The organism is Natrialba chahannaoensis JCM 10990 (assembly GCF_000337135.1).
GTDB lineage: Archaea > Halobacteriota > Halobacteria > Halobacteriales > Natrialbaceae > Natrialba > Natrialba chahannaoensis.
In genome coordinates this window covers 1-22479 of the sequence record NZ_AOIN01000064.1, presented here as the reverse complement: position 1 = coordinate 22479, position 22479 = coordinate 1, and the positions used below count along the sequence as shown (strand labels likewise).

Sequence of the window (22479 nt, the reverse complement as noted above, 5' to 3'; positions counted from 1 at the left end):
TAGTTTTGCATCTGGCGCGTGCGAACGCTCCCCAACTGCCTGTGTTTCTGAATCGCCCGTCGCAGTGCAGGCGCGTAAATGAACAGTACAGACGACGAGCAGCGATTCGGCTTAGACGGCGTCGAACTCGATCGCAGTCTTGACAACATCGTCGCCCGCGTCGAAGGCGTCCTGGTAGTTCTCGAGATCGTACACACCTGACGTGAGTTCCTCGGTGAACCAGTCAGGAAGCTGTGCGAGCGTGTCGATTGCGGCCTCAAAGTGCCCGCGATGGGAGTTGACCGTTCCGAGCAGCGCCTTGTTGTGCAAGACGAGTTCACGGTGGAGTCGACCGCCGTCGACCTCGAACTCCCAGGGCTCTGGCACTCCAAGCAGGACGCCGACCCCATTCGGAGCGAGCGCCTCGACCGTTTCGAAGGCGTGCTTTGCGTGCCCAGTCGCCTCGTAGACCAGGTCGACGGCCTCGTGTTCGGCCGGAATCTCCGAAGCCGGTGTCTCCCGCGAATCGACGTAGGTGCCACCAAGCTCCGAAACGAGTTTGACTGTTGGGTGCGACCGATCCCGGCGACCCAGACAGTAGGTCCGATCGAACTCGAGTACCGACTCGAACATCGCGAGGGTGATGAGCCCGAGCGGGCCGTTCCCGAGGACGAGCGCCGACTCTGGGTCCCACTCGAACGCGGACCGACTCGCAACGGCGTGCTCGAGTGCCTTCTCCGTGATGCTGATCGGTTCGACGAGGAAGCCAAGCGCTGCGAGCTCTGCGGGAATCGGAACGAGGTACTCCGCCGGGCTGGTGAAATATTCGGCCATGAAACCGTGCGCACCGACGATTCCGCGTTCGACGTACTCGCCGCTGGGTGCCATGTCAGGCTCGCCGCGTTCGAAGAACTCGTTGCTGTCGTCGGGACGACGGCGCACGGTCGGCACGACGAACTGACCGGGCTCGAGTGCCGTTCCGTTCGGATCTTCGACGATACCGACGGCTTCGTGGCCGAGGACGAGGTCGTCCGCCCCGGCGGGGAGATCACCGTGGTGGCCCGCGATCACTTCGTGGTCGGTGCCGTCGATACCGACGCGCAGCGTCCGGACGAGGGCCTCGCCTGGCTCGGGGTCGGGACGGGGTCGCTCGACGAGAGCGGGTTCGCCGGCCCCTGGGTCGACAGCGATCGCTTTCATACCCGAACCACTGCACCACTGGGATAAAAATTTACCCTTTCAGTAGTAAACTTCTGAATGACACGATCATGACCGCCAGTACCTATTCGAATTTCGACAAAGGTGCTCTCCTCAACGAACATCCAGCATGACTTTCGGCCTTCGACCTTCGGCGCTCTCGGAGCTGTTTTCAGGCGATCAACTCGAGTTGACTGCTGGACCAGCCCTGTTGACTCGACTGTTGTTCAAACTATTGCTCAATTCATTGGACTCGACACAGCACTGCTGCTATCGGCAACGTACCACTTGTTGACCAGCAGAACGGGTTTTTGTGGCAAGCGCTGCCACTATTGGCCAGATTGTGAATAGTGGTCCCGGGCCGGCAGTAACTATCGTAGATACCGACTGCCTATCGGGCGTCCTCGACCGCCGCAACAAACGTTTCAGCGGTTTCTCGGACCTGGTCCATGTCGCCGCGTTCGAGGGCCTCGTCGTCGAGAATCGAACCGCCCGCGCCGACGGCGACCGCGCCCGCGTCGAAGAAGTCGGCGACGTTGTCTGGTGAGACGCCACCCGTTGGAATGATATCTACGTCACCAAGTGGACCGCTGAGTGAACCAATGTGTCCAGGTCCGACCGTCGAGGCAGGGAACATCTTCAGCAGATCCGCGCCGGCTTCCATCGCTGTGACGGCCTCCGTTGGCGTCATGACACCGGGTGCTGCGAGCACGCCGTGTCGGTTGCACGTCCGCACAACGTCGGGACTTGTGTGTGGCGAGACGACGAACGTCGCGCCCGCGTCGATCACTGACTGTGCCGTCGCAGCGTCGAGAACGGTCCCTGCGCCGATTACGGCGTCCGCATCTGCGAGTTCGCGATCCACGTCGGCGATCATCTCTGCGGCGCGGGTTCCATCGGCGGTGATCTCGAGTGCCTCGACGCCAGCATCGGCGAGGGCGCGCGAGACGGGGACGATCTGGTCCTCGTCGACGCCGCGCAGGACGGCGATGACACCGCTCCCGACGATCCGGTCCTCGATGGTTCGTTTGTCAGTCATTGGGTGCCTCCACGTGGCCCCGACGGATAGTTCTCACCGGGCTGGTCGTTCCAGACGGACGTGTTACGGATCGCGTCTCTAGACATTGACTCCGTCTTTCTGGCCACTAACCAAGAAATTTACTCACAGTCGACTCTATCACTCGCTGTTTTGTTCGCGGAGCGTCACCGACTCGGCCTCGAAGTCCTCGAGGAACGCGCCGGTTCCGCCGATCGTGTAGCGCTCGGTCGTGCCGTCTCTCTCGTCCTCGACTTCGATCGCGAAGGAGTTCTCGATTGGGACAGACGACGTTTCCGGGCGAACGAGGCTCTGGCGTACGTCAACGACTTGGCCGGTGAGTGTCCCCGGGGAAGCCGAGGCGTCTCCGTCGCTAACGGGAGTTCCCGTCACCGTTGCTTCAAGCGCCGTGTCCGTCGCGCGGTGGAGTGCGATCTGGAATACCGCGTTTCGGAACCCGTCGTAGGTCTCGGGCAGCGCCCGCGGTGTCGTCACGTAGCGCTCCTCGGCGGTCGGCCAGTAGTTCGCCAGGAACGAGCCCGCGAGCACCGGCACGAGCTGTTCCTGTGAGAGCGCGATTGCGCGCGTATCGCTCGTCGAACTTGTGAGCAACTGGCTCGGCGCGAGCAGGCCGTGCTGGCGATCCACGGTGAGCATCGTCGGCACCAGCGCATCCCACGTCCGCACCGTACTCGCCGCACCTGCAAGCGAGGCGATGTCCTGTTCGTCACTACCGGTCGCACCGAGCAGGAGGAGCACGAGCACGCCGCGGTCGACGGTCTCCTCGAGTGCCGATCGAATCTGGGGGAGGATGCTGACGGGAATCGAGAGCGTCACTTCGGTGTCGGCGCTCGCGAGCAGTTCCTCAAGTCGCTTGACGACGGTCTGACGGGACTTGATCACCTCGAACTGCTCGCCGGTACGCTCGGTCGCGGTGTAGCGTTCGCGGAGTTCTGGCTCGATGTCTTCGACGCTTCGGGTGAGCCGGTCCACGACGGTTTTGGGATCGACGGGTCTGATCACAGTCGGCACGGCGTGGTCGTCGACCTCCACGAAGCCACGACTCTCGAGTTCCTCGCTGATGCTGTAGACGTAGCGCTTCGAGACGTCGGCGGCGTCGGCGATAGTGCTCGCCTTCGACGCGCCGTGGTCGAGAATCGCGAGATACGTGTCGATTTCCTTTTCAGAGAGTCCGAACCGTTCGAGGAGGTCGGCGAGCCCGTCAGTATCCATGAGTATACAGTACATCACGGATTGCGACGATGCGTGAAAAAGTTTCACGGTTGCGCCGGCTCGTAAGCCGGTTGATGCTCACACGCCGCCGGCCCGAAAAGTAAGATTACATTTTACAACAAACTTTAATCGGTGGGGGTCGTAGTTGTCCGTCACGATGAAACTTCACAGCGCTCTGAACGACGTCAAGCGCTCGCGGGGTGACGACCGCCGATTCCCCGGCGAGCGCCGGTCGACGACGGGCCGCTTCTCCGGCTTCGACGACAGACTCGTCCACGTCGCACCGAACGGTGCACTCAGAGACTACTCCTACCCGCTCTCGGGACTGGTGGGCATCGACCACTCCCGATTCGGTATCGAACTCGACGACACCCGTTACTGGCTCGACGAGCCGGGCGACCAGCGCTACGTCGAGGAGACGGCGCTCGTCGAAACGACACACGAGGTCGCCGGCCACACCCTCACTCAGTACGACCTCACGCTCGGTCGCCTCCATCTCACGCACGTTTCTCTCTCTACCGACGGCGAGCGCGACGCTACCGACCTGGAGGCAACCCTTCATGCCTGCGTCGCCTTCGCCCCTGAAGACCGCATCAACCGTATCGGCCAGTTGCTCCACGGCGACGCCGTCGAAGTCCACCACGACCGCGAACACGACTTCCTGACCGCCGCGACCGATATCGAGGTCACCGGCCAGGTCCCCGCCACATTTGGGGAGCTACTCGAGTCCGAGCCGACTGAACTTCCCCGCAATGAGGACGATGGCCGGTACGAGGAGGCGCGACTGAGTCCGATCACGCTGGCCGAAATCGACCTCTCGGGGCCAGACGTCTCAACCACGGTAGCGACGTTGCTCGCTGATTCGGAGGCAGAAGACGAGTCACGAACCGACGCACTCGAGCGCGCCCGCACTGGCGCTGCGGAGCACGCGACTCGTGACGCACTCCTCGAGGCAGCCCGAGCGCAGTCCGAGACAGCGTTCGAGGGCGTTCGATCGGCTGCAGACGACGGCGAAACCGTCGATATCGCCGATCCGATCGCCGACTTGCGGACGCTGCGTCTGCTTCGCGCGCCAACCGGAGCGCGCATCGCTGGCCCCGAGTTCGACCCGTTCTACCGCTATTCGGGCGGCTATGGTTATACGTGGTTCCGGGACGACGCCGAAATCGCCGGCTTCCTGCTCGCGGCCGATCGGTGCGCCGGCCTCGGACTCGAGCAGTGGCACCGCCAGAGCGCACACGTCTACACGACGAGCCAGCTCACAGACGGTACCTGGCCTCACCGCGTCTGGCCGCGAAACGGACGGCTTGCACCCGGCTGGGCACACGGCCGCGTCGAGGAGGGTACTGACTCGGCGGACTACCAGGCCGACCAGACCGCGAGCGTCGCCGCCTATCTCGCGACGTACCTCCGCACTGTCGACGCCGACGACGAACAGGTTCGTGAAGCACTTGTCGCCGCACTCGACGGCCTCGACGCGACGCTCGGCGAGGACGGCCTGCCGGAGCGCGTCCAGAACGCCTGGGAGAACATGACCGGCCGGTTCACCCACACCGCCGCGACGTTCCTCGAGGCCTACGCGGCGATCGCCCGCGCTCCCATCGCGGACGAGCACCGCGAACGCGCACGCGAACGGGCACACACCGTCTACAGCGCGCTCGACGACCTCTGGGTCGTCGACCGCGGCTGCTACGCGCTCCGACTCGCCGACGGCGACCTCGACGAACGCCTCGACGGCAGTACCTTCGCGCTCGCCGCGGCCCATCGCGAGTTCGACGTACTCGAGCGCGAACGATCTGACGCGGACGAGGCCGGCGAGAACGCCGGCGTCGACGCCGCTCGACTTGACCGGCTGGTGACCCACATTGACACGACCGTCGACGGTCTCTACCGCGATCCCGCGGGCCCACTCGAGGGCGTCGCTCGCTTCGAGGACGATCCGTGGCGGGTCGACGACCAGGCCGACGCCAAGATCTGGTCCGTGACGACGGCGTGGGGGGCACACGCCGCGGCCGAGATGGGATCACTGCTCATCACACATGACCACGAGGCCGCCTCACGCTTCGACGAGCGAGCGCGTGAATTGCTCGCGCTCGTTGCGCCCGGTGGGAAACTCCGTCGCGACGGGGAGTTCCTTCCCGAGCAGTTCTTCGACGACGGGACAGCCGATAGCGCGACGCCGCTTGGTTGGCCGCACGCACTGCGACTTGCGACGGCAGCGGAGCTGGCGACGGTCAATGGAAACGATGTGTCGGCGGCACCGCCGAAATCAGATCACGCGCCGGTCCAGGATTGAGACTGGGCTTCAGGTGCTTTTTCAGTGAGGAGAGTTCGTCGCTGGTCCGCCAGTGGATCTGTCTCGTGGTGGTTGAACCGTACCCGCTACGGTGGCGTTGCCGGTTGGGTTTCTTGGTCGTGACCGAGTACCTCCACACCGCTGTCCGCGTCGAACAGGTGGATATCCGACTCGTCGAACGTGATCGTGATCTCGTCGCCTGCCTCAAGAGTAACGTCAGATGGCACGCGAGCGATGAATTCCGGGCCAATATCGAGGTGGAGGAAATTGTCCGACCCAACCGGTTCGACGACGTCGACACCGGCCGAAATCGCGTTCTGTGATTGGCTGTCCGCAATGGAGATGCTCTCTGGTCGAATGCCGAGCGTGTAGCGGCCCCTTCCCAGTGCAGCGTCGTTCGCCGTGGCGTACGCTGCAGACAGTGTGAACGAGAAGTTCCCGTCGCTATCGTCAAGCCGCAGGCCCCCGGCGACCTGCTCGACCGAGACGTCGATAAAGTTCATGGACGGCGAGCCGATAAAGCCGCCGACGAACTTGTTCGTGGGGTTCTCGTAGACATCGGTCGGCGCGCCCTGCTGTTGCAGTTCACCGTCGCTCAGGATGACGATACGATCACCCATCGTCATCGCCTCGTGCTGGTCGTGGGTAACGTAGACCGACGTGATGCCGAGTTCGTCCTGCAGGCGCTGGATCTCGGCCCGCATGGTCGTACGGAGTTTGGCGTCCAGATTACTCAGCGGCTCGTCGAACAGGAACAGGTCGGGCTCTCTGACGATTGCGCGACCGAGTGCGACGCGCTGTTTTTGTCCGCCCGAGAGCTCATCCGGCTTGTCCTCGAGTAGCTCTGCAATATCCATCATCTCGGCCGTTTCGACGACGCGCTGTTCGCGCTCCTCGGCGTCGAGATCGGTGCTCATGCGGAGCCCAAACGCCATGTTCTCGAAGACGGTCTTGTGCGGATACAGCGCGTAGTTCTGGAACACCATCGCGACGTCCCGGTTCTTGGCGTGAACGTCGGTGACATCCTCGTCGCCGATCTCGATCCGTCCGGACGTCGGCTCCTCAAGCCCGGCAAGCATTCGAAGTGTGGTCGTCTTCCCGCAGCCGGACGGACCGACGACAGTAACGAACTCGCCGTCCCCAATTTCGAGGTCCAAGCCGTCGACTGCGACGACCGTTCCAACGTCGTATTCCTTTCGGAGCGATTCGACCCTGACACGTGCCATTTCCCTGTTCGTTCGATGAGCGAACATAAAGTCCTTTCCCAAAAATGAGTATCTGGGAAGAAATAGTACACCACTAATTAATGTTCAGCGAGCTGCCACCCCTCCGAGCCGATCTGTTCAAGAGCCACCGTTCCCGAATCCGCACAGGGGAACGCGCGGAACGGCCGCCTCAAGTTCGCTTGTCGTTGAGAATCTGGATGATAGACCCTAACAATTAAATATATGAAGACATAATTCGTCACTGTTCACACCATGCCAATGCAACGCAGGCAAGTACTCGCGGGGATCGGGGGGGCCACAATGCTGACTGTCGCAGGATGTCTCGGTGACGATGACCGCGGTATCACGCTCTGGACCGAGTTCGAAGAGGCCGAAGAGGAGACGCTCGAAGAGCACCTCGCCGCGTTCAACGAGGGTCGTGATAACGAACTCAACGCGGAGGACATCACCGATATGGAGGACCAGCTCAATACCGCTATTCCGGCCGGTGACGGTCCTGAAACGTTCGCATGGGCACACGACTGGCTCGGGCGCTATCATGAACAGGAGTTTGGTTACGATGCCAGCGATGATCTCTCGATCGATCTCGAGAGCGAATTCACCGCCGACGCCGTCGACGCAGTCCAGTGGGAGGGACATACCTACGGCGTCCCATACGCGTCCGAGACGGTAGCGCTGATGTACAATCCGGATCTGGTTGCTGAGCCGCCGGAGACGATTGAGGGGATGGTCGAAATCATGGACGACTATCACGATCCGGCTAACAACCAGTGGGGACTCTCATACCCGCCGGTTAACCCGTACTTCGTCAGTGGCTACTTGCAAGCCTTCGGCGGTCGTCTCTTCCACGAGGACACCGGTGAACTCGGCATCGAAGACGACGAGTTCATCGAGGGTGTCGAGCTGCTCCAGGACAGCCTCTGGGAGTACGTCCCCGAGGACCCAACGTACGGGTCCCAGATAGCGCCGTTCAACGACGGCAACGCACCGTTCGCGATCAACGGCCCGTGGCAGGTCGGCGGCTTCCGCGACGCCGGCGTCGACGCGACGCTCGCACCGCTTCCAGACATCGAGGGCGGCTCACCGACGCCGTACACCGGCATTCAAGTCTGGTACTTCACCGCTGCACTCGAGGACGCAGACGAGGAGACATTCGAGACGATCATGGATTGGGCGGAATGGTACACGACCAATGAGGATGTGATTGTTGACAACGCCGAACGTCACGGCCTAATTCCAGTGCATCAGGAGTACGCCGAAAGCGACGACATCGGCGAGGACATCCAAACGTTCGTCGAAACCGTCGACATGGGAACGCCGATGCCGGCCGACCCACGGATGGACATCATGTTTACGACCCTCGAGGAGGCGCTCGAGCGGGTATTCAACGGGAGCGAGGAACCGGCCGCGGCGATGGAAGCGGCAGCCGAAGAAATCCGCAGTCGTTGGGAGTAAGCGACAGCCAACCCAGTTTCAGTTAGCACCTTCACGTCATGTCTACGTCATTCCTTGATCGCGTTTCGGCGGAGAGTCAGCGGCTGCTCCCGTTTGACACACGGAATCTCAACCTGTTTGGGCTCCTGCTTGTCGCACCCGGTGTGGTGCTGTTCCTGTCGTTCATGCTGTTCCCGATCGCGTTCCTGGTCTACCTCTCGATGACCGACGCGACCCACGCGGGAACGATCATCGGCGGGGACACGAACTTCGTTGGGCTCGATAACTATGTCGATCTGTTCACCGATAGTCAGTTCTGGACTTCCTTTGGGATAACCTGGCTGTTCCTGGCAGTGAGTCTGGTGATCAAGATCATCGTCGGAGTCGGGCTCGCAATGTTGCTCACACATGCTCGCGTCGTCGGAAAGCGGTATATGCGAGCGATCGTCATCATTCCGATGGGCCTGCCGGCGATTTTCATCATCACAGTCTGGCGCGGGATGTTCAGCGGTGCCAGATTCGGCCCGTTCAACGAGCTGTTAGCGACGTACAACAGCGCCGTGGCCATGCTCGCCGGCATAGTCGACCAGGCGCTATTTTTCGTCGCCGTTTCCGCACCGGAGTTCTTGCTCGTCGACCTTCCCGTGAGTTGGCTCAGTGGTCGCTGGAGTGCGTTCATGGCGTACGTGACGACGGAGGTCTGGCTGGCGTACCCGTTCATGGTGATCATCATCGTGAGTGCGTTGCAGGACGTCCCCATGGAACTGCACGACGCAGCCAAAGTCGACGGCGCGGGCTACGTCCACCGGTTCATCCACGTGACGCTGCCAGCGATCAAGCGGCCGGTCATGTTCGCGTCGATCCTGACTGCTGCGACCTCGTTCCAGCAGTTCCTCATCCCGTGGATTTTCAACTCGGGTGGTCCCGCGCGCCAGAACGAGTTACTCATCGTCTACGGCTATCGCGAGGCGATTGAGCTCAACCAGTACGCCTACGCATCCGCAATCATGGTCACAGCAATCGCGTTCATCGGCCTGTTCATGTGGCTCGCCGTCAGAAAAGGCAACCTCGCCGAGGGGGTGGATAGCGAATGATCGCGGTCGTCGCCATCCTCGCGAATGTCATCGGCATACTCACCGGTTGGGCCTACGAAAAGGCAACCTGGCCGATGCGAGCCGCCAGCACGGCCAGACTCACGCTCGAGCAGGTCCGAACCGGAAAGCGAAGCGTTCGCGACCTCGCCAAAACGGTCGCCAGTACTGCCGGTGCGATTGCGGTCCTCGTCGTACTCATGTTCCCGATCTACTGGATCTTCGCAGCCTCGCTTTCTGAGGGGGCGGGGTTGATGAGTACCGATGGGGTCTTCGCCGATCCATCGACGTATAACTTAGACGCCTACCACTGGGTGCTGTTCGAGTCGGCGTTCACGGATGCACTGCTCAACAGTCTGATCGTCGTCTTCGTGACCGTCTCGGTCTCGATGTCGGTCGTCATCCCCGGTGCGTACGCGCTTTCGCGCCACGAGTTCCGCGGCCGAAAGAAGATCCTCTACGGCTACGTTCTGTTTACGCAGGTCGGTGCTGGGCTCTCGATTGCGACACTCATCGCACTCTACGTGCTGTTCGTCAACTTCGGTCTGAGCAACAACCTGCTCGTGCTCGGGTTGTTCTACGCCGCGGGTGCGATTCCGTTCAACACCTGGCTGCTCAAGACGTTCATGGACAATATTCCGGTCTCCTACGAGGAGGCTGCCGTCATCGACGGTGCGGGCCGTTGGCAGGTCATCCGTGAAGTGATCCTGCCACTCTCGAAGCCCGGTATCGCCGTCGTCCTGGTCTTTACCTTCCTCGCGGGCTGGAACGAGTTCATCGTCGCCCAGACGCTGCTACGACCCGAGAACTACACGCTCTCGGTCGAACTCTACGCGCTCGCGACGGCCGGTCAGTACGACACGCCGTGGACCCAGTTCTCGGCGTTCGCGATCCTGTTCGCGATGCCCGTCGCGCTGATTTACTTCTTCGCCCAGAACTACGTCGAGAGCGGGCTTTCGTTTGGCGGGATGGAAGGCTGATAGCCGTACTCACTCTCTCACTCCGCTCTCTGATCGGCTTTTTGTCGACTCAAGCACTATCGATTATCTGGCCAACCCAGATTCTATTCGCCGTATCACCGTCCGCAGTAGGTGGGTTTGCGAAACTCAACCGCAAACCGACTGTTCAAATTCAAAATATGTGTCTCCCTTCTCCGGGTACTCTCGTATCTCTGCTACGAACAACTCCATAGCGTTGTCTCTTCCCATACACATTACTTGAAACCCGCTCTCTGCAGATTCACCGCTAGAGAGTTCAACATCGATAGCAAATCGATCATCGTTACGTGCTTCAACGAATTTTTCTTCCCGAATCACAGTTGCTTCGCCGTTTGGCTTTCGCTCACCCACTTCATACGATTCACTCAGTACTGTCTTTCCGTCATGCTCCGAGATAGTCACAGCAACGTGCTGTGTCTCCCCGGTAACATTCATGAGCTGGAAATCAACAGGACCAGCTCTGTCAATAGAAAGGCAGCCAGCACCCCATGCTGTCACCCCAGTGCTGATCATCGCTAAAGCAGTTCGACGGTCCATACTACTCATTTTTATTTGTGCGACAATAGTACTAATTCCTACTGATAGAAGAACGACTATTTATACGAATGACCACCCACTACGGGAACTCTACGTGCTGATTCAGCGACCGTGCGATGAAATCGAGGCCACAGATTCGCGAATCGAGACCTACTCCGTAGCCGAACCCTCGGACTCGAGTACCACCGCCGAATCGACAGTCACGGCCCAATCCCATTCGGACTCGTCTCCGTCGCTCTCGCTGACGACCTGTGCGCCGGAGAGCAGATCCGGGCCCGAAATGCGCTCGTTCACCCGTACTGTCGTCGGTTCCGGGCTGAAATTGAGGACGACGAGAACACGTTGTGGTCCGTCCTCGACGCCTGTCTGATCCACTATCTGGTGCACCGCTGATGCATCGCGGGCGTACGCAACTGCATACTTCGTCCCCGCCTCGTACGGCACCCGCTCGAGTGCCGCCGCGCGCTGGAGCGCCGGCACCGACTGACGGAGATCGAGGAGGTTGCGGTAGTACTCGAGTACCGCTGTGTCAAACCCGTCCCAGTTCATGGGCTCACGGCGCTCGGTGAGCCCAGTTTCCTGGCCGTAGTAAAGCATCGGCGAGCCGGGAAGTGTGAAGGTGGCGGCGGCAGCGGCCTGCTGTGCGTCACGGCCGTGTTCGGCGAGGAAGCGGTCGGTGTCGTGGTTTTCGACGTAGAGAAGCCACTCCGAGTCGGGGTGTGCGCCGCGGCGTGCTCGCTCCGAGACGGCGTCGAGGATCGCGCTAGCGCCGTCGATGGCGTCGACGGACATGTCGGAGAAGGTGTCGACGACGGCGTCTTCGGTGTCTGTGTCGTTGTGTGCTCCGTCCGCTTTCGCTTTCGCTTCCCCGTCTCCGTTTCCTCCCTCGTCATCCCTCTTCCTTTCTTCTCCATCTCCGTTTCCTTCCTCCTCACCACGTCCAGCGTCGGCGGCCCCACCCCCATCTGCAGCCACAGCCGCCGCGGCAACCGACTCGAGTGTATCGTGCAGCACATCGTCGTGGTGCATGTGGAATCGGCCGCCACCCATCTCGACATCTGAGGGGATGGTTTCATCGAGCAGGAAGAACTTCGCGTCGTACCGGCGCAGTCGGTCGGCAACCTCAGTCCAGAAGCCAAGCGGGACGCCCCAGGCAACGTCCGTGCGGAAGCCGTCGACGAGCGGAGCCCAGAAGTCGATCACATCGAGTAAGTACGCGCGCACGGCTGGGTTGCTGTGATCGAGGTTCGGGATGCCCTCCCAGCCGAAGTAGGTGTCTGCGTCTCGCTCGGCGAAGTTTTTCCAACGGTACCAGTCACGGTAACGCTCGTGTTCTGGATGGGAGTCGTCGACGGCGGCCTCGTAGAACGGGTGCGTATCCCCGGTGTGGTTGATCACCAGATCGAAGACGACCCGGATGTCGTGGTCGTGGCAGGCATCGACCAGCGCTTCGAAGTCGGCCATCGTGCCCAGATCCGGGTCGACCCGGAGGTAATCGTCCGTGTGGTAGCCGTGGGGACCTCCCTGGCTGTCCGGCGTGCCGAAGCCCCGATCCGTCTCGAGCATCGGCGTAAGCCAGAGCACGTCGACACCGAGGTCGGCGAGGTGATCGATTCGGTCCGCGATCGTCTCGAAGGTCGGGTCCTCCTGGTCCGGGAACCGACGCGTGAAGATTTCGTAGACGATCGCGTCCTCGACCCAGGACGGCGGTTCGAAGGGGCGCTCGACGTGGATATCACTTCGCTCTGCAATTCCGACAGCGTCGTCAGCGTCGCCAGCACCCGACCCAACCCAGACCTCCACCGCATCGGGAATCGAATACCGGCCGTCGTCGGTGACCGCAACCGCGTAAACGCGGGCTGGCCGTTCCAGCGACTCGAGTGCCGCTCTCGAAACGCTGTTCTGACCGTCCAACTCGAGTGCGTTCCAATCGTCAGTGTAGAACTCGACGGTCAGGTCGGTGTCCGGTTTCTCGTCGCCCGCTGCCGCGTCGTCTGCCAGTTGTGCCGTCGCTTCAAATTGCACCCGCTCCTGATTCCGGTTCTGGGTTCGATCCTGATCTGCGTTGGTGGTCACCTCAAGTCGGACCTGCGGACGCGGCTGCTCGCCCTCGGCCTCCTGCTGCGGAAACGCACGAACCGTGAGTTCGTGTTCGCCGTCAGGGGCCTCGAGAACGAACGTGTACTCGCCGGATACGTCGGGGACGAACTCCGCGATTGGCGCATCGGTGGGGGTGGCAGTCGACCCCTCGGGAACGTCTGCGACGTGCCAGGTATATTCGCCGTCAGGATTGCGGTCGAGATTCCACGGCGCGAGTTCGTCGCGCGTTTCCATCTCGTCTCCGTTCGGGTTGACAAATCCCTCGCCGACGGTGACGAAGCGCGGCGGCCCAGGATGGTGAGAGCCGTCGCCGCTTTCGAGCCTGTCGGTGTGTTTGCGAGCCATACACCTCGATACGCACGGCAGTTGCATAATTATGGTGTACTATTACATCACGCTCCATCGAAGAGTTCCTCGCCGTCGACCATCTGCTCCGCAACGGCGTCCATATCCAGTGTAACGCCCAACCCTTGTTTCTCTGGCACCTCGATGTAGCCGTCTTCGATTACATCCTCCTCGACCAGGTCTTCCCACCAGCCGAGTTCATAGGAGTGGTACTCGAGTGCTAGCGAATTCGAAATTGAGGCGGCGACGTGGACGCCGCCCATGGTTGCAATGGGAGAGGCGACGTTGTGCATGGCGACGGGCATGTAGTAGAGATCCGCGAGATCGGCGATCTTCTGTGTTTCTCGCATGCCGCCGACCTTCGGCATGTCGGGGGCGATGATATCGACGGCTTGCTCCTCGATGAGTCGGCGCTGGCCGTGGGTCCGGTAGACGTTCTCGCCGGCGGCAATCGGCGTCGACGTCTGGTGGGTGATTTCGCGCTGTACATCGTGGTTCTCCGGCGGGACGGGGTCTTCGAGCCACCAGACGTCGTACTCCTCGAGCCGTTTGGCAAGCCGTTTTGCGCTGCCACCGGAGAAGGTCCAGTGACAGTCGAAGGCCACGTCAGCGCGCGAGCCGACGCGTTCGGTGATGGCTTCAACGATGCTGGCTTTGTGCTCAATTTCGGGGTGCCGAAGGTGACGATTCGCCCGATCCTTCTCGTGGCCCGATGGCACGTCGAGGTCGAANCTGGCTTTGTGCTCAATTTCGGGGTGCCGAAGGTGACGATTCGCCCGATCCTTCTCGTGGCCCGATGGCACGTCGAGGTCGAATTTGAGGGCGTCATACCCCAGTTCGTCCACGACGCGCTCGGCTTCGTCCGCGCAGGCAATCGGGTCCGCTTCCTCTTCGGTGTGGCAGTCGCAGTAGACGCGGATCTCGTCGCGATACTTGCCGCCCAGTAGCTGGTATGCCGGTACGTCGAGCACCTTGCCAGCCAGATCGTGGAGCGCGACCTCGATGCCCGAAATCGCCGTCACGGTAACGCCGCTGATCGAGCCCTCGCCGGACATCTTCTGGACGAGGTGCTCGGTGAGCCGGTCGATATCGAGCGGGTTCTCGCCACGGAGGAAAGGAGCCATGCGCTTGATGAGCTCCGGCGCACCAGCACCCCAGTAAGCCTCGCCGGTGCCGATGATGCCCGCGTCGGTGTAGACCCGGACGAGTGTCCACGGGAAGTTGCCGTCGACCATCGTCGTTTGCACGTCGGTGATTTCGAGATCACGATCGCCGCCCCGTTCGCGTGTTATACCCATCGTCTCCGCCGAGAGCTCACGCATCGTGTACTCGACGTTCGGATCGCGAAGCTGCGAGTAATCAATTCCCATCGGAGCGTGTACACCGATGACGGGCATAATGCTGAGGGCTTCAGCGCTCAATTCATTGGCACAGTCGCCTCGGAGACTACGAATCCGAATCTGGATCCAGATCTGAATTTAAACACAAACGGCCTTGTTGAAGTACTCAATCACTCAATCGGTGACAAACTCCAGCTGCCTTGCTGAATATATAGCGCAAGTGTTGCAGTATTTTCAATCACCACGTCCGAGTTGGGAGAACACTGCACACCTGATTGCACGGCAGCTGTGCGATCAGTGTGTAACTAGTTGCAGTTGTTATTATAGTCGATCCGCGCCTCAATAGAATCGCTGATTCAATTAGATTACCGTGAACAAATGCGTCTTCGTTGCTGCACGTATCCTCTGTATTCAGCAGTCACCTCTTGTCGTCTGCTGAGGATTTCAACAGAGTCAGACAAACGCAAACGCAGACCAAACCCAAACCAAAACTGAAGCCCAAACCCTACTGGAACTCGACCGACTCGAGTACATCCTGAATCTCCTCTTCGTCTGGCACCCCGTCGAAACCACCAGCCTGTGCGAGCGCATCGGAGCCGCCGCCACCGCCGCCGAACTCGGCGGTGAGGGCGTCGATTACTGCGCCAGCCGAGATCGTCTCCTGTGCGTCTTCGGCCACGCTTGCGACCGCGTACGGTGACCCAGACGCACCCGAAATGACGACGACGGCTGCCCGGTCACCTGCTGCGTCGCGAGCAATCTCGCCTGCGTCATTCGCGTCGACACCTGCGCTCTCGCCGCCTTCTCCCCCGACCGCGACGGCCAGCCACTCGAGTCCATCCCGCTCGAACGAGTCGGCGGACTTGAGTTGGTGGGCGACCAGGTCGCGCTGGAGTGTCTGTACCTCGGCGGCGAGCTCGTCGCGCTCATCCTGCAGGCGAGCCAGTTCATCACCAACTTCCTCAAGGGGAACACCGAGTCTCTGGCGTGCGGTGAGCGCGACTGCTTTCTCCTCGCGCCGGCGGTCAATGGCCGTCGGGCCGACGCTGAACTCGACGCGCGTCATGCCTTCGCCGGGATTGGATCGTCCGAGGACAGTGACGGGGCCGATTTCGCGCGTGTTGCGGACGTGCGTGCCGCCGCAGGCGGCGACATCCCAGGATTCGGCTGCGCCGTCAGTGCTCGTGGTGACGGTTGGCCCGCCAGTGGACCTGTTCCGCGTGCGTGCGCCGTTGCCGCCGTTCTCGTCCGCGCCGCCAATCGTAACGATGCGGACGCGTCCCTTCTGGAACGCGCCGTCCTCGGTGGCCTCGTTGAACGCGATAGCCTCGCGCTCGCGTGCGTCGGCAACCGAGATGTCTTCCCAGGAAACGGGTCGTGATTCCCAGACGGCTTTGTTCACGAGCGAGTCGAGTTCGAGCAGTGTCTCGTCGTCGAGTTCACTGGTTGTCTCGAGATCGACGCGAACTTTCTTCTCGCCGATGTTGAAGCCGCCGTAGCCAAGGTCATCGAGAAGCCGGCGGCCGGCTCCGTAGAGTGCGTGGCTGGCAGTGTGTGCGCGCATGCAGTACATCCGGAACGCCCAGTCGATCGAACAGAGAACGCGCTGGCCGGCCCGGAACGTCGGCTCCTCGGCCAACACGTGGACCTGCTCGCCGTCTGTGAGCTGGACATCCTCGACGGCGACGCTGTCGATCGTCCCACGATCGGCTGGCTGGCCGCCGCTCTCGCCGTAGAAGTAGCTCGTCTCGAGCCAGACTCGTCGGCCGTCGATCGCCGTCACTTCGGTCTCGAACCGCGTGGCGTACGGCTCCGCTGCCGCCCGTTGCCCACTCATCGGTCTCACTCCGTCGCCTGGTACTAAAAAGCTGCTCGCCGATTGCGAGTGTTCCTTGCTCGGTCTCGATCCCGCTTGCTCTCTTTCGGTCGCTCACTCAGCCAGTTCGATATCGAGATGCTCCTCGAGTGCGTCGATCAGCCCGCCACCGATGCCGGCCTGCGTTGCGCGGCCCTGCTCGACCGCGAGGAGGTCTTTTTCGGGAATATCGAGTTCCTCAGCGAGTTCGGATCGCTGGAGACCAGCCCCTTGGCGAGCGTCGATGAGTTTGTCGCCGTAGTCCGAAACGAGGTACGGGAGCGGGTCGTCGTCGTAGTTCGTGCCGTCTTTCTCCCAGTGTTCGGAGTCGCCGTCCCAGACAGGGTTTGCCTTCGCAACGTTCTGGGCAGCCTTCTTTTTGCGGCTTGGCTCATCCTGTGAGCGCGAACCGCCCGAATCCTGCGAGGAGCGCCGTCGACTCGACGTTTGCTGGGTATCGTCGTGAGGTGCACAGTCGGGGCAGACCTCAAGCTCCGCACCGGCGACGGACGCCAGCCGTAGGGAGTTGCTTTCGGCACCACAGAGTTCGCAGTTCGTCCCGCCACCGCCGCCGGACGAACCGGTCGAGTATTTAGCCATGGTATTCTTTGGCAATTGCGCCATTTGAAATCTCCGTTCCGATCGGTTCCGTGTGACCTCACCGCAGACGCAAGCACAAAGGAAAGGGCTTTTATAATCACACTGGGTACGATTGAGTGCAGACAAAGAACGCAAACGCGAGCGTGGGTAGCCAAGCCAGGCCAACGGCGCAGCGTTGAGGGCGCTGTCCCGTAGGGGTCCGCCGGTTCGAATCCGGTCCCACGCATCGCATGCGCGGTACATCGTACCGCGAAACGCGAGGCGGTTCGACCGCCGAGCAAAACGATGCAGGTGATTTCCCTTCGCGGACATCACCCACGCATAATCCTTTCAGAAACCTACACCAAGAAGCGACAGTGCTAGCGCTGTGATCGGGAACATCACAACACCCACTCTCACTCGAGAGCACCGCTGCACGAAAGTCGATACGCACTTCCTCGTTCCGTCCAACACTCTCCATAGACCATGGAATACGTCTCGCGTGAACGCGTTACTCCCCTCACCGCCATCCTGAGCGTCATCTCACTCATCGTCGTCTTCGCCGCCGCCGGTGGCCGTGTTCCCCAGTCAGCCGTTCCGGCCGCACCCGAGTGGGTACTCGAGTTCATTCCGCATCTCAACGTCGTGATCAGCGCGACGGCGATCGTGACGATTGCAGTAGGGTGGCGAGCGATCCGCCGTGGTGACGTTGTCGCACATCGACGGGCAATGCTCGCCTCGTTCGGACTGTTCGGAGCGTTTCTGGTCTTCTATCTCTATCGGCTGATCGCGACCGGTGGCCCGGAGCCGTTCCCTGGCCCTGAGACGGTCTATCTCACCGTCTACCTGCCCGTTCTGGCGATTCACATCTTCCTCGCAGTCGTTTGTATCCCGCTTGTGTACTACGCGCTGCTGTTAGCGGTTTCGCGCCCGATTCCCGAACTCCGGCAGACGAGCCACGCCCGCATCGGTCGGATTGCGGCAAGCCTCTGGTTGATCTCGTTTTCGCTGGGGATCGTGGTGTACGTCCTCGGGCACGTGATCTATTGAGGTGCAGTACTGGTTCGGCGTTGTTGTCAGCAGTCGATACGGTAGAGAGGGGTGGTGACAACGTGGTGAGTTCGACGTCGGGGGTAGTTGAAGCGACGATGGGCGGGTGACCGATCCCGATCACTGTCGCGGTCGGTCTGATGTCTTCACGTGATTAGCTCTTGGAAGAAGTCACTGAACGTGATCAGAACTATCGCTGCGATGATGATCAGCAACAGGAACGTAAAGAAGATGATCGCTGCCTGTCGCCCAGTCATATTATGCCCCTCGAGGAACTCGTCCAGGTCCATAGTGGTGTGTTCACGCGTCCCTCTGTTAAAATTAGCGCAGCGTGTTATTATCTGTCACGTTCTGACGACGCCGATAGCTACCGATACTATAGTAGCCACTGCAAGTCACTGGACACCTGATCGCACAGCTATCGTGTATTAGTGTGTAACTAGTTGCAGGTGTTACTATAGCGCCCTGGTCGTCGGCCGGGCGCGATCAGCGACCCTAGTCGTCAGCCGACAGCTGCCGGCTGGCAAGTGGTGGTCGCTGGACATCTCGGTCAGTTTCCTCGCCCTCGATATCGTAGGGATACTTGCCGGTAACACAGCCCAGGCAGAGGTCAAGGCGCTCTTTCCCGAGCACGTCAGCGATGGCATCCGTCGAGAGGTACGCGAGACTGTTGGCGCTGATCGCGTCCCGAATTTCGTCGGTCGACTTGTCCGAGGCGATCAGTTCCTCCCGAGTAGCCATGTCGATTCCCATGTAACACGGGGCGACGATTTCCGGAGCGCCGATCCGAACGTGGACTTCCGCTGCGCCGCAGTCTTTCAGGAGCTGGACGAGCTGCGTCGAGGTCGTTCCGCGGACGATCGAGTCGTCGATGACGGTGACGGTTTTCCCTTCGATCGTAGACTTGATCGGGTTGAGTTTCAGTCGGACGGCGCGCTCGCGTTCGTCCTGTGTCGGCATGATGAACGTCCGCCCAACATACCGGTTTTTCATCAGACCCTCGGCGAACTCGACGCCGTCGTCGTCCTCGGCTCGAATCTCGCCGTCGGCGGTCGTCTCGGTCGCCGCGTCGGCGTAGCCCGAGGCGAACGCGCGACCGGAGTCTGGCACTGGCATGACGACATCTGTTTCGACGCCGCTTTCCTCCCAGAGCTTGCGGCCGAGGTTCCGGCGTGCCTCGTAGACGAGCGTCTCGTCGATGACGCTGTCCGGGCGCGCGAAGTAGACGTGCTCGAAGAAGCAGTGGGCAGTATTGTCTTCCTCGACGAGCTGGTAGGAGTCGAAGCCCTCACCGTCTTCCTGCAGGACGACGAGTTCGCCCGGCCGAACGTCACGGACCAATTCGCCGTCGAGCGTGTCGATCGCAGCCGACTCCGAAGCCAGTATGTAGCCGTCCTCGACTTCACCGATACAGAGTGGCCGGTTCCCCTGTGGGTCGCGGACGCCGAGGACGGTGTCGTCGTGGCTGATCGTCAGCGCGTAGGAGCCGTGGATGCGCCCCATCGTGCGTTTGACGGCGCGCACGAGGTCTTCTTCCAGGAGGTTGCGCGCGAGGTCGTGTGCGATGACCTCGGTGTCGCCGTCGCTCGTGAACGCGTGGCCGACGTCGGCTAACTCGTCCCGAATCTCGTCGGCGTTGACGAGGTTCCCATTGTGAGAGAGGCCGAGCGAGCCGCTCTTGAACGAGACGGAGAAGGGCTGTGCACACGAGGTATCGACGGAGCCAGCGGTCGGGTAGCGAACGTGGCCGATCCCGGCCGAGCCGGCGAGTGGATCGAGGTCGCCTTCGCCGAAGACATCGCCGACGAGGCCCATGTCGACGTGGCTGTGTTGCTGGAAGCCGTCGTGCGTGACGATCCCGGCGGACTCCTGGCCGCGGTGCTGGAGTGCGTAGAGCGCGTAGTACAACGGTCGTGCCGCGTCTCGACCGTCCAGTGAGACGCCGACGACGCCGCACTTTTCGATCATTCCTGTTCGCCGGGGAGTTTCGCCCCGCCCATCAGTCATGGTCGTCCATAGGTGACTGCCCGGATAAAAACCCCCGTGTTTGTGCGCTCCAGAGACGGTTCATCACACAATATTATACACGAATGTGCATATATTCGAGCAGACCGCTACCTGTACTCGTCGAGATCGACCGTCGCCGACGAAATCGACTCACTCCCCGAGGGAACGTCGACCGTCAACACGTCCTGCTCCTGATGAACCCAGCTCCGTGCACCTCGATCGCTGCCGTCTCACCGGACTCGAGTTCCACTGTCTCGATTGGCGCACTTTTCTCGGGACCATCGTCAAACGTGAGCCGCGCGTTATCGATCGCCAGCGGTGCAGCCCACGGTTTTCGACAGTGAGAGCGAATGATTCGACGGAGTGCTTCGTCTGGGAGGAATTGAGTACAAGGGTGACATCGACGATTCGGCTCTTGTTCGCAGTAAACCGTGAGAAGGAGCTGCTGTCTCTCTACACTGATGGATGGCGTGCCTACAATCCACTCAACGAGAACTCCGCACTTGAAGTAACGTTTCTTCACCCGGTTCACCGGGTCTGAACCCTGTTGAGGGATGTTGGCGCAATTTCAGCGTACCTTCGGCAATCCGTCTTCCAATCACTGGACAAGCTTCGCGAGGCAGCGTTCGTCGTCCTTGATGATATCAATCTAACAGCTATCCGATAACTTCTGCACTTTAGGGTCGGCTTGTGGGACACTGAGTGTTCCTTACGTTGTGCCTCAGAGTGTCGTTGCAACCAATAACTACGAGCGGGAGACAATCCAGGTGTATCAAGCAATAATATTGTCTCCATATCATATAATAAACAAAAAGATATAAGTACACACTTCAAATATGATTTCATGTCATGAGAGAAAAACAGATTACCCGACGTAATGCATTTAAGACAGGTATCGCCACTACAGTGGCAGGCCTGGGACTTGGAAGCGTAGGAACCGCCGTTGGAACATCAACTGATGACGATGAATACTATAAGAAGGGGAAAAAGCTGACACCCAAAGAAGCACCCACTACACAGAGTGAGGCCGAGGAGGAGATATACAAGGGTGGCTCTAATCATGAGGAGTTCGATTGTGATGATCGGGTACAGTTTCGCGATACGACAGTCGCTACCGAATATGGCATCAATGTCAATAGAACGCTTACTTTCCTACGTTCAAATTGGGTCGACGGGTTCTATCCTAATGACGAGGAAGGCCACGTCTATGAATTCGCCTTCTCTTCGTTCTGTGGTGACACGGTTGACCAGCAGGCCATAAACTCCTGTGACGATTCCAGCCGAATGGGGTCACTTCTTCCATTCCGGAAGGAAGGACAGGAAATGTCGATTGAATTAGTTGGTGGCGATTTAGACGACTTCGAAAATAAGCTTGAGGTCCACGATGAACTAATGCACGGTGGTACACGGTTTGACGACGACGAGACTCTCGTTGATGGGAACGAATGGGTGGAAGACGATGTTGACCAGGAATCGTATAATGTTGAAAACGAATCCGACTTCATGGCTGGAATGGGCACTGCATTTGGCTTCGGATCAAAAGCAGTCTCTGGTGGCCTCGCAAAATTGTTTGGGGGAGCCGGTCTGGCCTTGTCCGCAGGCAGTCTCATGGTCTCCCTCGCTGACAATGGCGGCTTGGAGGGTGAGACTGTAGGCAATAAATACACTTGCGAGAGAAACCCTTCCTTCACAGGTACTGAGGGTTGGTTCGAACATTTCATGTTTTTCAGAGTGTTCGTCCCCGAAGGAGACGATGCCGAGATTCATGTTGTGAACGAGTATGAGAAAGATGAAAGTCGATCAACCGGTACCGGGCACCACCGAAAATCAGAGCTCCAGGATGAATTTATTGCACAGATTCCTCAAAACTACGATAGCGAAACCTTCACTGTTTATATGCATGAACAGGACTCGGATGTAGAACATCCATCAATTTGGGCTTGGTAAATCGCTTCGGGGTCAAGTGGTTCGAGAGACTTCGTCCCTCGTCATCAAGCGAGAAACCGATGTTCTTGGAAGCGTTCTAGCCGGCATGATTCTTCACCACACTGCTGTCACTCGAACGATTCTCGATGGCGATTGTCGTCGAGGAGCGTGTCATAGAATCCATCTCATAGCTTCTCACAGCCCGGTTCGTTTCCTCGCTCGTAGTTGGTGATTGCAACAACGAGTCGGA

At 60.2% G+C, this 22479-nt stretch carries 17 protein-coding genes, 1 tRNA gene and 1 pseudogene; 8 read left to right on the top strand and 11 right to left on the bottom strand.

Annotated features, from left to right (window positions below):
• Positions 1–111: 111 nt before the first annotated feature.
• From C482_RS11660 to C482_RS11650, 3 genes are all read right to left on the bottom strand, one after another.
• Entirely contained in the window at positions 112–1179 is a 1068-nt protein-coding gene (locus C482_RS11660) for a glucose 1-dehydrogenase (RefSeq protein ID WP_006167827.1), read from the bottom strand.
• A gap of 388 nt (positions 1180–1567) precedes the next feature.
• Positions 1568–2215 (bottom strand): bifunctional 4-hydroxy-2-oxoglutarate aldolase/2-dehydro-3-deoxy-phosphogluconate aldolase, encoded by a 648-nt coding sequence (locus C482_RS11655; RefSeq protein WP_006167826.1) that lies wholly within the window; start codon positions 2213–2215, stop codon positions 1568–1570.
• Positions 2216–2353: 138 nt separating this feature from the next.
• The gene (locus tag C482_RS11650; RefSeq protein ID WP_006167825.1) at positions 2354–3445 is read right to left on the bottom strand and encodes a TrmB family transcriptional regulator; all 1092 of its coding nucleotides are present in this window, start codon (positions 3443–3445) and stop codon (positions 2354–2356) included.
• Positions 3446–3602: 157 nt separating this feature from the next.
• Here C482_RS11650 and C482_RS11645 point away from each other — a divergent pair, with 157 nt between their 5' ends.
• Positions 3603–5741 (top strand): glycoside hydrolase family 15 protein, encoded by a 2139-nt coding sequence (locus C482_RS11645; RefSeq protein WP_006167824.1) that lies wholly within the window; start codon positions 3603–3605, stop codon positions 5739–5741.
• An 86-nt stretch (positions 5742–5827) separates the two neighbouring features.
• Here the strand turns inward: C482_RS11645 and C482_RS11640 are convergent, their stop codons facing one another.
• Complete coding sequence (locus tag C482_RS11640; RefSeq protein ID WP_006167823.1) at positions 5828–6967, bottom strand: ABC transporter ATP-binding protein; 1140 nt, start codon at positions 6965–6967, stop codon at positions 5828–5830.
• A 258-nt stretch (positions 6968–7225) separates the two neighbouring features.
• On the opposite strand from C482_RS11640, the gene C482_RS11635 reads away from it, so the two are divergent.
• The 3 genes from C482_RS11635 to C482_RS11625 are packed head-to-tail and all read left to right on the top strand — an operon-like array spanning position 7226 to position 10472.
• Entirely contained in the window at positions 7226–8422 is a 1197-nt protein-coding gene (locus C482_RS11635; RefSeq protein ID WP_193787749.1) for an extracellular solute-binding protein, read from the top strand.
• A 38-nt stretch (positions 8423–8460) separates the two neighbouring features.
• Positions 8461–9495, top strand: coding sequence for a carbohydrate ABC transporter permease (locus C482_RS11630; protein WP_006167821.1), 1035 nt, complete (start codon positions 8461–8463; stop codon positions 9493–9495).
• A complete protein-coding gene (locus C482_RS11625; RefSeq protein ID WP_006167820.1) occupies positions 9492–10472 on the top strand; it encodes a sugar ABC transporter permease in 981 nt (326 codons plus the stop codon). The genes C482_RS11630 and C482_RS11625 overlap by 4 nt, the downstream gene beginning before the upstream one ends.
• 126 nt (positions 10473–10598) lie before the next feature.
• On the opposite strand, the gene C482_RS11620 is transcribed toward C482_RS11625, so the two are convergent.
• The 5 genes from C482_RS11620 to C482_RS11600 all read right to left on the bottom strand — a co-directional run bounded on the left by C482_RS11620 (position 10599) and on the right by C482_RS11600 (position 17267).
• A complete protein-coding gene (locus tag C482_RS11620; protein WP_241431921.1) occupies positions 10599–11027 on the bottom strand; it encodes a hypothetical protein in 429 nt (142 codons plus the stop codon).
• 150 nt (positions 11028–11177) lie between these two features.
• Positions 11178–13472, bottom strand: a complete 2295-nt coding sequence (locus tag C482_RS11615) for an alpha-amylase family glycosyl hydrolase (protein WP_006167818.1) — start codon at positions 13470–13472, stop codon at positions 11178–11180.
• A 47-nt stretch (positions 13473–13519) separates the two neighbouring features.
• Complete coding sequence (locus tag C482_RS11610; RefSeq protein ID WP_006167817.1) at positions 13520–14842, bottom strand: mandelate racemase/muconate lactonizing enzyme family protein; 1323 nt, start codon at positions 14840–14842, stop codon at positions 13520–13522.
• Between the two features lie 475 nt (positions 14843–15317).
• Entirely contained in the window at positions 15318–16649 is a 1332-nt protein-coding gene (locus tag C482_RS11605; protein ID WP_006167816.1) for an alanyl-tRNA editing protein, read from the bottom strand.
• Between the two features lie 93 nt (positions 16650–16742).
• Positions 16743–17267 carry a helix-turn-helix domain-containing protein gene (locus tag C482_RS11600; protein WP_006167815.1) on the bottom strand — a complete coding sequence of 175 codons (525 nt, stop codon included), beginning with the start codon at positions 17265–17267 and terminating at the stop codon, positions 16743–16745.
• Between the two features lie 141 nt (positions 17268–17408).
• On the opposite strand from C482_RS11600, the gene C482_RS11595 reads away from it, so the two are divergent.
• A tRNA-Leu gene (locus tag C482_RS11595) sits at positions 17409–17493 on the top strand.
• A gap of 239 nt (positions 17494–17732) precedes the next feature.
• Positions 17733–18296, top strand: a complete 564-nt coding sequence (locus C482_RS11590) for a DUF420 domain-containing protein (protein ID WP_006167814.1) — start codon at positions 17733–17735, stop codon at positions 18294–18296.
• 146 nt (positions 18297–18442) lie between these two features.
• On the opposite strand, the gene C482_RS21805 is transcribed toward C482_RS11590, so the two are convergent.
• Both C482_RS21805 and purF read right to left on the bottom strand, forming a co-directional pair.
• Positions 18443–18586 carry a hypothetical protein gene (locus C482_RS21805; RefSeq protein ID WP_006167813.1) on the bottom strand — a complete coding sequence of 48 codons (144 nt, stop codon included), beginning with the start codon at positions 18584–18586 and terminating at the stop codon, positions 18443–18445.
• A gap of 205 nt (positions 18587–18791) precedes the next feature.
• On the bottom strand, positions 18792–20264 hold the full coding sequence (purF, locus tag C482_RS11585; RefSeq protein WP_006167812.1) for an amidophosphoribosyltransferase: 1473 nt from the start codon (positions 20262–20264) through the stop codon (positions 18792–18794).
• Positions 20265–20703: 439 nt separating this feature from the next.
• Here purF and C482_RS22390 point away from each other — a divergent pair.
• A pseudogene (locus C482_RS22390) lies at positions 20704–20805 on the top strand (IS1595 family transposase); the annotation flags it as partial.
• 347 nt (positions 20806–21152) lie between these two features.
• Positions 21153–22250, top strand: a complete 1098-nt coding sequence (locus C482_RS11575; RefSeq protein WP_006167810.1) for a hypothetical protein — start codon at positions 21153–21155, stop codon at positions 22248–22250.
• The last annotated feature ends 229 nt before the right edge of the window (positions 22251–22479 follow it).